At 71.9% G+C, this 9,181-nt stretch carries 4 protein-coding genes and 1 tRNA gene; 4 read left to right on the forward strand and 1 reads right to left on the reverse strand.

Annotated features, from left to right (window positions below):
* Positions 1-63: 63 nt before the first annotated feature.
* Positions 64-1,389, reverse strand: coding sequence for a M20/M25/M40 family metallo-hydrolase (locus tag ACIPSE_RS45750; protein WP_401675845.1), 1,326 nt, complete (start codon positions 1,387-1,389; stop codon positions 64-66).
* 197 nt (positions 1,390-1,586) lie between these two features.
* Between ACIPSE_RS45750 and ACIPSE_RS45755 the strand changes: the two genes are divergently transcribed.
* The 4 genes from ACIPSE_RS45755 (at position 1,587) to ACIPSE_RS45770 (ending at position 8,938) form a co-directional block, all read left to right on the forward strand.
* Positions 1,587-1,674: transfer RNA gene (locus ACIPSE_RS45755), tRNA-Leu, on the forward strand.
* A gap of 167 nt (positions 1,675-1,841) precedes the next feature.
* Positions 1,842-3,392: a polysaccharide lyase family 1 protein gene (locus ACIPSE_RS45760; protein ID WP_401675846.1), complete on the forward strand. Its 1,551-nt coding sequence runs from the start codon at positions 1,842-1,844 to the stop codon at positions 3,390-3,392.
* 279 nt (positions 3,393-3,671) lie between these two features.
* The gene (locus tag ACIPSE_RS45765) at positions 3,672-7,523 is read left to right on the forward strand and encodes a Pls/PosA family non-ribosomal peptide synthetase (protein ID WP_401675848.1); all 3,852 of its coding nucleotides are present in this window, start codon (positions 3,672-3,674) and stop codon (positions 7,521-7,523) included.
* A 71-nt stretch (positions 7,524-7,594) separates the two neighbouring features.
* Positions 7,595-8,938: a M1 family metallopeptidase gene (locus ACIPSE_RS45770; RefSeq protein ID WP_401675849.1), complete on the forward strand. Its 1,344-nt coding sequence runs from the start codon at positions 7,595-7,597 to the stop codon at positions 8,936-8,938.
* Positions 8,939-9,181 lie beyond the last annotated feature (243 nt).

Consider the following 9,181-nt stretch of genomic DNA (forward strand, 5'->3'; position numbering starts at 1 on the left):
TCGCACTCGTACGCGCGCCCGATAAGCCCGGCCGACGCCAGAAGGCGTCGTCAGGAGGCGTCGTCAGGAGGCGTCGATGAAGCGGTCCAGCACTCGCACGCCGAACTTCAGCCCGTCCACCGGAACCCGCTCGTCCACGCCGTGGAACATGCCCGCGAAGTCCAGCTCCGGCGGCAGCTGGAGCGGTGCGAAGCCGAAGCAGCGGATACCGAGGTCGTCGAAGGACTTGGCGTCCGTGCCGCCGGAGAGCATGTAGGGCACGGCGCGGGCGATCGGGTCCTCGGCGCTCAGGGCGCTCTGCATGGCGTCGACGAGCCGGCCGTCGAAGTCGGTCTCCAGCGCCTTGTCCCCGTGCACGTCCTCCCGCTTCACGCGCGGGCCGAGGATGCGGTCGAGATCGGCGAGGAACTCCTCCTCGTAGCCGGGCAGGAAGCGCCCGTCGACGTGGGCGGTGGCCTGCCCGGGGATCACGTTCACCTTGTAGCCGGCGCCGAGCATGGTGGGCGCGGCGGAGTTGCGGAGCGTGGCGCCGACCATCTTGGCGATGCCGCCGAGCTTGGCGAGGGTCTCGTCCATGTTCTCGGGGTCGAGCTCGGTGCCGAGGGCGTCGGACAGCTCGTCCAGGAAGGACCGCACGGTCTTGGTGACCCGCACCGGCCAGGTGTGGCGTCCGAGCCGCCCCACGGCCTCGCACAGTTCGGTGATGGCGTTGTCGTTGTTGGTCATGGAGCCGTGCCCGGCGGTGCCCTCGACGGTCAGCCGCATCCAGTGCATGCCCTTCTGGGCGGTCTCCACCAGATACAGGCGCAGGTTCTCGTTCACGGTGAAGGAGAACCCGCCGACCTCGCCGATCGCCTCGGTGACGCCCTCGAAGAGCCCGGGGTGCTTGTCGACGAGATGGCGGGCGCCGTACGTGCCGCCCGCCTCCTCGTCGGCGAGGAAGGCGAGGACGATGTCGCGCGGGGGCTTGCGGCCGCTGCGCAGCCGGTCGCGGACGACCGCGAGGGTCATCGCGTCCATGTCCTTCATGTCGACGGCGCCCCGGCCCCACACGCAGCCGTCCGCGATCTCGCCGGAGAACGGGTGGTGGGTCCAGTCGGCCGCGTTGGCCGGGACGACGTCGGTGTGGCCGTGGATGAGCAGCGCGGGCCTGGAGGGGTCCTCGCCCTCGATCCGGGCCACCGTGGAGGCCCGGCCCTGGTGCGACTCGATGATCTGGGGTTCGAGACCCACCTCGGCGAGCTTCTCGGCGACGTACTCGGCCGCCTTGCGCTCACCGGGTCCCGAGTGGTCGCCGTAGTTGCTGGTGTCGATCTGGATCAGCTCGCGGCAGAGGTCCACGACCTCGTCCTCGCCGGTGACGCGCCTGGCCGTGTCCGTCCCGCTCACGCTGCTTCCTCCCGGTCTCACTGCTGGTGGTTCCCTCATCCTCTCTCTCCGACCGGCCGCACCCCAAGACCGGGCCCCGCCCGTCACACACCGTTCACGCCGGGACGGGGACGGAACAGGGGGTGATCGGAGCACCTCGAAAGCCTGGTAATGTTTCCTCTGTCGCCGCGGGGGAAACCCCGCCCGACAGACACCTTGTCCGGGTGGCGGAATGGCAGACGCGCTAGCTTGAGGTGCTAGTGCCCTTTATCGGGCGTGGGGGTTCAAGTCCCCCCTCGGACACCACTGAAAACCCCTGCTGAGCAGGGGTTTTTTGCTGTGCTCACGACCTGGCCCGGCCTTCACGGAATTTTCCCGCCGGGGTCGGCAACCTCGGGCCCCTCCGCGGCCACTACGCCCTGAAACGGCACCATCCAGCACCCCTCTTCAGGGACGAAACAGGGATCGAGCGGATGAGACGAGCACACGCACGCGCACCCCGGCTGTACGCCGCGCTGGCCGGACTGAGCCTGGCCGTCACGGCCGGGGCCACGCTGCTGATACCGGAGGCCTCCGCGGCCACCCCGGCCGCCACGGGCTACGCGACACAGAACGGCGGGACGACCGGAGGGGCCGGCGGCACGACCGTGCGGGCCACCACCGGCACCCAGATCCACCAGGCCCTGTGCGGCAGGGCCAGCAGCAGCACCCCGATCATCATCGAGGTCGAGGGGACCATCAACCACGGCAACACCACCAAGGTCTCCGGCGACAGCTGCAACACCGCCGCCGACGTGATCGAGCTGAAGCAGATCAGCAACGTCACGCTCGTCGGGGTCGGCAGCGGGGCCGTCTTCGACCAGCTCGGCATCCACGTCCGGGAGTCGAGCAACATCGTCATCCAGAACGTGACCGTCCAGAACGTGAAGAAGTCCGGCTCCCCCACCTCCAACGGCGGCGACGCCATCGGTATGGAGAGCGACGTCCACAACGTCTGGGTCGACCACGTCTCGCTGATCGCGTCCGGCGGCGAGTCCGCGGGCTACGACGGGCTGTTCGACCTCAAGGCCAACACCCAGTACGTCACGCTGTCGTACAGCACCCTGCGCAACTCGGGCCGCGGTGGGCTCATCAACTCCAGTGACAGCGACCTGACCAGCAGCTACGTCACGTTCCACCACAACCTGTACCAGAACATCGACTCCCGCGCCCCGCTGCTGCGCGGCGGCACGGCCCACATGTACAACAACCACTACCTGAGCCTGAACGAGTCCGGCATCAACTCCCGGGCCGGCGCCAAGGCGAAGGTCGACAACAACTACTTCGAGGACTCCAAGGACGTCCTCGGCACCTTCTACACGGACCTGGCCGGGTACTGGCAGGTCAGCGGCAACGTCTTCGACAACGTGACCTGGTCGGCGGCGGGCGACGAGAACAACCCGGCGGGCCCGGACCCGGTGTCCAACACCACCGTGTCCATCCCGTACTCGTACACGCTCGACCAGGCGTCCTGCGTGCCCTCGATCGTGAGCAGGACAGCGGGCGCCGGGACCGGGCTGGCGGTGTCGGACGGGAGCTGCACAGCGACGACACCGACGCCGACGTCCACCGCCACTCCCACCACCACGCCCACGGCGACCCCGACGGCCACGGCGACGAGCGGCACCAACCTCAGCATCGGCGCCGGTTCCGACGGTTCCAGCAAGGCCGACGGCACGAGCTACGGCAACGTCCGTGACGGCGACACCGCCACCTACTGGTCGCCCAGCGGCTCCACCGGCTCCGTCTCGATCAAGTGGAGCGCGGCCACGGCCGTGTCGAAGGCCGTCATCAAGGAGACCTCGGCGGGCGCGGGCCGGATCGGGTCCTGGCAGCTCCTGAACGCCGACACGGGCGCGGTCCTCGCCTCCGGCAGCGGGGCGGGCACGATCTCCTTCGGTTCGGTCTCGCTGAAGAAGCTCACCTTCAGCATCACCGGCTCGTCCGGTGTCCCGCAGGTCGCGGAGTTCGAAACGTACGCCTGACCGCGGGAGTTGACTCGAAGGACGGCGTGATCGGGGCTCCGGACGATGTGGGGGATGTCTCGTCCGGAGCCTTGATCAGCAGGTCATCCGGTGTGCCGGGGCCCCGGCACACCACCCGGAAGGCCCTTTCCGGTGGCTGTCCAAAGGGCACGGACCTAGCGTCGTACTAAAATTTCCGGCTTGTTACGGAGCTGGAGCCGGACAACCCCAGGCAGACCTGCGGGCCCGCCAGCGCCCCGGGGCCCTTCCAGGTCTCCGGGATCGAGACGCGAGGACCGGATGGCAGCCACACACGAGAGCAGTGCTCTCGATCTGCTCGACGACGAGATCCGCGAACGGTTCGGTGACACGGCACGCTTCTCCGGGGGACACGCGGCCTCTCCGCGCACCCTCGTGGACATCCTCGACGCGACGACCCGCGCCTGCCCGGACGAGCCGGCGCTCGACGACGGGGTCGTCCGGCTGACCTACCGGGAACTGGCCGCCGAGGTCGAGCGGCTGCGGCGCACGCTGGGCGAGGCCGGGGTCGGTCTCGGCGACCGGGTGGGCGTGCGGGTGCCGTCGGGCACCAACGACCTGTACGTGGCGATCCTCGCCGTGCTGGCCGCCGGTGCCGCCTATGTGCCGGTGGATGCCGAGGACCCCGACGAGCGGGCCGAGCTGGTGTTCGGGGAGGCGGAGGTCCGCGCGGTGATCGGCGCCGGCCACGCGCTGACCGTCACGGGCCGCGCCGACGTGCCGGCCGCGCGCCCCGGGGCCGGGCACGACGCGTGGATCATCTTCACCTCCGGGTCCACCGGCAAGCCCAAGGGCGTCGCCGTCACCCACGAGAACGCCGCCGCGTTCGTGGACGCGGAGGCCGCGCTGTTCCTGACCGAGGAGCCCATCGGTCCGGGTGACAGGGTCATGGCGGGCCTGTCGGTCGCCTTCGACGCGTCCTGCGAGGAGATGTGGCTGGCGTGGCGGTACGGGGCCTGTCTGGTGCCGGTGCCGCGCTCGCAGGTCAGGAGCGGCGCCGATCTCGGGCCGTGGCTGGTGGAGCAGGAGATCACGGTCGTCTCGACGGTGCCCACGCTCGCCGCGCTCTGGGAGCCGGAGACCCTCAACGACGTCCGGCTGCTGATCTTCGGCGGTGAGGCCTGCCCTCCCGAGCTGACGCAGCGGCTGGTCACCGAGGGCCGCGAGGTCTGGAACACCTACGGGCCCACCGAGGCGACCGTGGTGGCCTGCGCCGCGCTGATGAGCGGTGCCGAGCCGATCCGGATCGGGCTGCCGCTCGACGGCTGGGAGCTGGCGGTCGTCGACGAGGCCGGGCGGCCGGTGCGGATGGGCGAGAGCGGTCAGCTCGTGATCGGCGGGGTCGGGCTCGCCCGGTACCTGGACGCCGAGAAGGACGCGGAGAAGTACGCGCCGCTGGAGTCCCTGGGCTGGGAGCGGGCCTACCGCAGCGGGGACCTGGTCAAGGCGGAACCCGAGGGGCTGGTCTTCCTCGGGCGGGCCGACGAGCAGATCAAGCTGGGCGGCCGGCGGATCGAGCTGGGCGAGGTGGACGCGGCGCTCCAGGCGCTGCCCGGGGTCGCCGGGGCGGCGGCGGCCGTACGGACCGCGCGCAGCGGCAACCAGCTGCTCGTCGGGTACCTCGTCGCACAGGACGGCTGGGACCAGGCGGCGGCCGTCCGCGAGCTGCGCGCCGAGCTGCCCGCGGCCCTGGTGCCGCTGCTCGCGCCGGTGGCGGAGCTGCCGACCCGGACCAGCGGCAAGGTGGACCGCGACGCGCTGCCCTGGCCCCTGGAGGGGCTGGAGACGGGCGGCCCGGCCGAGGAGCTGTACGGCACCGAGGCATGGCTCGCCGAGCAGTGGGCCGAGGTCCTCGGCATCCCGGTGAGCGGCGCCGCCGACGACTTCTTCGCGATCGGCGGCAGCAGTCTGGCCGCCGCGCAGCTCACCGGCAGGCTGCGCTCCCGCTACCCGAACGCGGCTGTCCTGGACATCTACCAGCAGCCCGTGCTGCGCAAGCTGGCACGGCGCCTGGAGGAGTCGGGGCCGGAGGACACCGCCGAGCGGCAGGTCGCACCGGTGCCGCTGCGCGCGAAGGTGATCCAGCTCCTGGTCCTGGTGCCGCTGTTCACCCTGCTCGGGCTGCGCTGGACGGTCGTCCTCGCGGCGCTCGGGAACCTGCTGCCGTACGCCTGGCTGCCGAGCGCCTCCTGGTGGCTGCTGGGGGCCCTGGGGGCGCTGCTGTTCAGTCCGCCGGGGCGGCTCGCGATCGGCGCGGGCGGGGCGCGGCTGCTGCTGCGCGGGGTGCGGCCGGGCCGTCATCCCCGGGGCGGCGGCGTGCATCTGCGGCTGTGGGCCGCCGAGCGGCTGGCGGAGTTCAGCGGGGCGACCGGGCTGACCGGCGCGTGGCTGGAGCGGTACGCGCGGGCGCTGGGCGCCAGGATCGGCCCGGACGTGGACCTGCACTCGCTTCCGCCGGTGACCGGGCTGCTGAAGCTGGGCCGGGGCGCGGCCGTCGAGTCGGAGGTGGACCTGTCGGGGTACTGGCTGGACGGTGACCGGCTGGAGATCGGCGCGGTCAGGGTCGGCGCGCACGCCGTCGTCGGGACGCGCAGCATCCTCTTCCCGGGCGCCCGGGTCGGCAAGCGGGCCGAGGTCGCGCCGGGTTCCGCGGTGACCGGGCAGATCCCGACCGGGCAGCGCTGGGCGGGCGCGCCCGCGGTCAAGCTGGGCAAGGCCAAGCGGAACTGGCCCAAGGAGCGCCCCCGCAAGGGCACGTACTGGCGGGTCATGTACGGCCTGACGGGGTTCGCGCTGACCGCGCTGCCGGTGCTGGCGGGCGGGGCGGCGCTGCTGGTGGGCCGTGAGTTCTTCACGCCGGACGCGCCGCTGGCGGGTGCCGCGGCGGCGCTGGTCCCGGCGACGCTGGCGTTCGGGCTGGCGTACGCGCTGCTGATCCTGGTCGCGGTGCGGCTGCTGAGCCTGGGGCTCCGGGAGGGCACGCATCCGACGCACAGCCGGATCGGCTGGCAGGCGTGGACGGTCACCCAGCTGATGGACCGCTCGCGCGAGGTGCTGTTCCCGCTGTACGCCGGGCTGGTCACCCCCGTGTGGCTGCGGCTGCTGGGGATGCGGATCGGGCGGGGCGCCGAGGTGTCGACGGTGCTGGCGCTGCCCAGCCTGACCACGGTCGGTGAGGGCGCGTTCCTCGCCGACGACACGCTGACCGCGCCGTACGAGCTGGGGGGCGGCTGGATGCGGATCGGGCGGGCCGAGATCGGGCGGCGGGCCTTCCTCGGGAACTCCGGGATGACCGCGCCGGGCCGCTCGGTGCCGGACGGCGGGCTGGTCGGGGTGCTGTCGGCGACGCCGAAGAAGGCCAAGAAGGGCAGTTCGTACCTGGGTCTGCCGCCGGTGCGGCTGCCGCGCAGCGCGTCCGGCGGCGACCAGAGCCGTACCTACGACCCGCCGGCGCGGCTGCTGTGGGCGCGCGGCGCGGTGGAGCTGTTCCGGATCGTGCCGGTGTTCTGCTCGGCGGGTGTCGCGGTGCTGACGGTGGCGGCGCTGTGCGCGCTGGGTGGGTGGGCGTGGGCGCTGTCCGGCGCGGTGCTGCTGGCGGCGGGTCTGCTGGCCGGCGGGCTGTCGGTCCTGGCGAAGTGGCTGCTGGTGGGGCGGCACCGCAGCGGGGAGCATCCGCTGTGGAGCGGCTTCGTGTGGCGCAACGAGCTGGCGGACACGTTCGTCGAGGTCGTGGCGGTGCCGTGGTTGGCGGGCTCGGTGCCGGGTACGCCGGTGATGACGGCCTGGCTGCGCGGCCTCGGCGCGCGGATCGGCAAGGGTGTCTGGGTGGAGAGCTACTGGCTCCCGGAGACGGATCTGGTGACACTGGAGGACGCGGCGACGGTGAACCGGGGCTGTGTGCTCCAGACCCACCTCTTCCACGACCGGATCTTGCGGACGGATACTGTTGTTCTCCGTGAGGGCGCGACGCTGGGTCCTGGCGGAATCGTGCTGCCCGGCAGCACGATCGGGGCCCGTACGACCCTGGGTCCCGCGTCGCTCGTCATGGCCGCGGAGTCCGTTCCCGACGACACCCGTTGGCTCGGCAATCCGATCGAGGCATGGCGTCCTTGAGCGCGGGTCACCCGGTTCCCATGGGCGACGGTGTACTGGGTGACGGCACGGCGCAGGGAGCAGAAGAGGCAGTGGCGGTTCAGCAGGCGGCGGGTGCGGACCCGTACTTCCCGGACAACGGTGACGCGCGCTACCGGGTGCACCGGTACGAACTCGCGCTGGACTACCGGCCGGGGCCGAACCGGCTGTCCGGGACGGCCCGGATCAACGCCATAGCGGGACGGGCGCCGCTCACGGAGCTGATGCTGAACCTGGCGGACTTCCGGATCGGCCGGGTCCGGCTGGACGGCCGCCAGCCGCACTACACCCACCGCGGCGGGCGGCTGCGGCTCAAGCCCGCCAAGCCGATCCGGCCGGGGGCCGCGTTCACCGTGGAGGTGCACTGGTCGGGGAACCCGAAGCCGGTCGCCAGTCCGTGGGGCGGGCTCGGCTGGGAGGAGCTGGAGGACGGGGCGCTGGTGGCGAGCCAGCCGGTGGGGGCGCCGTCCTGGTACCCGTGCAACGACCGGCCGGCGGACAAGGCGTCGTACCAGATCTCGGTCACCACGCCGTCCGCGTACGCGGTGGTGGCCGGCGGCCGGCTGCTGACCCGGACGACGAAGGCGTCCACGACGACGTGGGTGTACGAGCAGTCCGCGCCGACGTCCAGCTATCTGGTGGGGCTGTCGATCGGGAAGTACCAGACGGTGCTGCTGGGCGATCCGGGGCTGGGCGGGGTGCCGCAGCACGGGCACATCCCGGCGCAGCTGCTGCCGCAGTTCTCGCGGGACTTCGCGCGCCAGCCGCAGATGATGGAGGTCTTCCAGGAGCTGTTCGGTCCGTACCCGTTCGACGAGTACGCGGTCGTGGTGACCGAGGAGGAGCTCGATGTGCCCGTCGAGGCACAGGGGTTGTCGCTCTTCGGCGCCAACCACGTGGACGGGGCGCGGGGTTCGGAGCGGCTGGTCGCCCATGAGCTGGCCCACCAGTGGTTCGGGAACAGTGTCTCGATCGCGGACTGGCGGCACATCTGGCTGAACGAGGGCTTCGCCAAGTACGCGGAGTGGCTGTGGTCGGAGCGGTCGGGCGGGCGTACGGCCCAGCAACTGGCCGCCGCCGCGCACCGGTTGCTGTCGGGTCTGCCGCAGGACCTGCGCCTCGCCGACCCGGGCCGCAAGTCGATGTTCGACGACCGGCTCTACGAACGCGGCGGTCTCGCGGTGCACGCGGTGCGCTGCGCGATGGGTGACGTGGCCTTCTTCCGGATGCTGCGCGGCTGGGCGGGCCTGCACCGGGGCGGCGCGGTGACCACCACGACCTTCACGTCGCACGCCTCCCGCTTCGCGGCGGAGCCGTTGGACGACGTGTTCGACGCCTGGCTCCATCGGCCCGCGCTGCCGCCGCTGCCCCTGCCCCGGACCCGGCAGGCGGGCTAGGGGGTGTTGCGAAAGTCCTGTGCGGTGCCCGCGGTGTTCGGTGCGTGGCCTCGGCGTGCCGGACGAAGGCTCTCGTAGCTGAGCTACTAGGGCCTTTGGCCGGTGCGGCGAGGGCGCGTGCCGGGCGCCACGGGTGCTGTGCGGGACATTCGCAACACCCCCTAAAGGGTGTTGCACAAGGCCGTGTTCGGGCAGGTCAGGGCCTGTGATCGCGGTCTTGTGGTCATGATGCGAGGGCGAGGT

It is taken from the genome of Streptomyces sp. NPDC090106, from assembly GCF_044747265.1.
Taxonomy (GTDB): domain Bacteria; phylum Actinomycetota; class Actinomycetes; order Streptomycetales; family Streptomycetaceae; genus Streptomyces.

Coding starts and splice junctions, on each gene's coding strand:
- ACIPSE_RS45765 (WP_401675848.1), top strand. CDS start 3,672: ATGGCAGCCACACACGAGAGCAGTGCTCTCGATCTGCTCGACGACGAG.
- ACIPSE_RS45760 (WP_401675846.1), top strand. CDS start 1,842: ATGAGACGAGCACACGCACGCGCACCCCGGCTGTACGCCGCGCTGGCC.